Genomic DNA, 1,135 nt, shown 5'->3' on the forward strand with positions numbered 1-1,135 from the left:
TAACATTAACAATAACAATAACAAAAAAAATAAAAATATTATTTTATCAAAAAGAGAAATTGATTTTGAAAATTTAGAAACAAACGATTTGGTTGACGAGCCAATCGAGTGTGATGATGTTCAATCAGAACAAATCAAAACGATAGAAACCAAACAACCAATCATTCACGAGCAAAATATCAATCTTTCAAACGAAGTTAACAACCGATGGCAAATTGACGAAGCGATGATTGCGAAATTGCCTTCACGAAAAGTTAAAAAGGTTGGAAAAAAACTTTCAGAAATCTTTGACACGATGATGCCTGCTTATTTTCCAGAGAAAGCAAACTTTTTTGAAGAAACTAAGAAAACAAGCGAAAAACAAGAAGTTGAAAGAATACTAGAAGATTTCAAACCCGATTTTCAATACGCAACTGAACAAGGATTAACGCATGATGAAGCCTTATCAGAATTTGAAAAATTTGTACGCTTTTCAAAATCCAACCCATGTCGAAATGCAAATGAACGCGATTGGCAAAGCGCTTGGGATAATTGGATTACGCATCCAGAATATGGATTGGTAATTAAGAAACACAAAAAATTAGAAACGGAAAAACTATATGCAACCGCATGCTATAAATCATCATCAAACAATTTCGCAAATAAGCTTTCAGAAAGATTTAGCATACCCCCAACAGCGATCTACGCTTAAAGACACTTATGGATCAGAAATAGAGCTTTTTTCGGAAGCATCAGTCATGAAATTGTATTTAAAAGGATCCGAAAAAACAGCAAAGTAGTGAAATTTGCTGATGATTTTGAGAATAGAGATGCGTTTAAATTGACAGAAAGGCACCGTACAGAGCGATTTAAAGATTTTGTGATAAAAACCACATTGAAATTAAAAACGCTTCTGTACGGTCCATTTTGAGGCAAATAAACCCATTGGTAAAGTTATGGATTTAGATAGGGGATATTAAACCAGATGTTTTTAAAAAAACGTAAACAGAAAGGGCAAAAAAAGTGGGTTGCAACGGCGGTGGGGCATGCACCATGGGGATTAGGGGTAGCAGAGTATTTTTATAACCTTTACGAATATGATGATGGCACAAGAGAATACGAAGAATTTGACGGTGGTCAGTATCATGAGATGCCT

At 34.5% G+C, this 1,135-nt stretch carries 1 pseudogene; it reads left to right on the forward strand.

What is annotated here, in order from left to right:
• Positions 1 to 691 (forward strand): annotated as a pseudogene (locus tag ACFIJZ_RS09820) (hypothetical protein); the annotation flags it as partial.
• Positions 692 to 1,135 lie beyond the last annotated feature (444 nt).

The sequence above is a fragment of the Bartonella sp. CL70QHWL genome, from assembly GCF_042194855.1.
Classification (GTDB): domain Bacteria; phylum Pseudomonadota; class Alphaproteobacteria; order Rhizobiales; family Rhizobiaceae; genus Bartonella.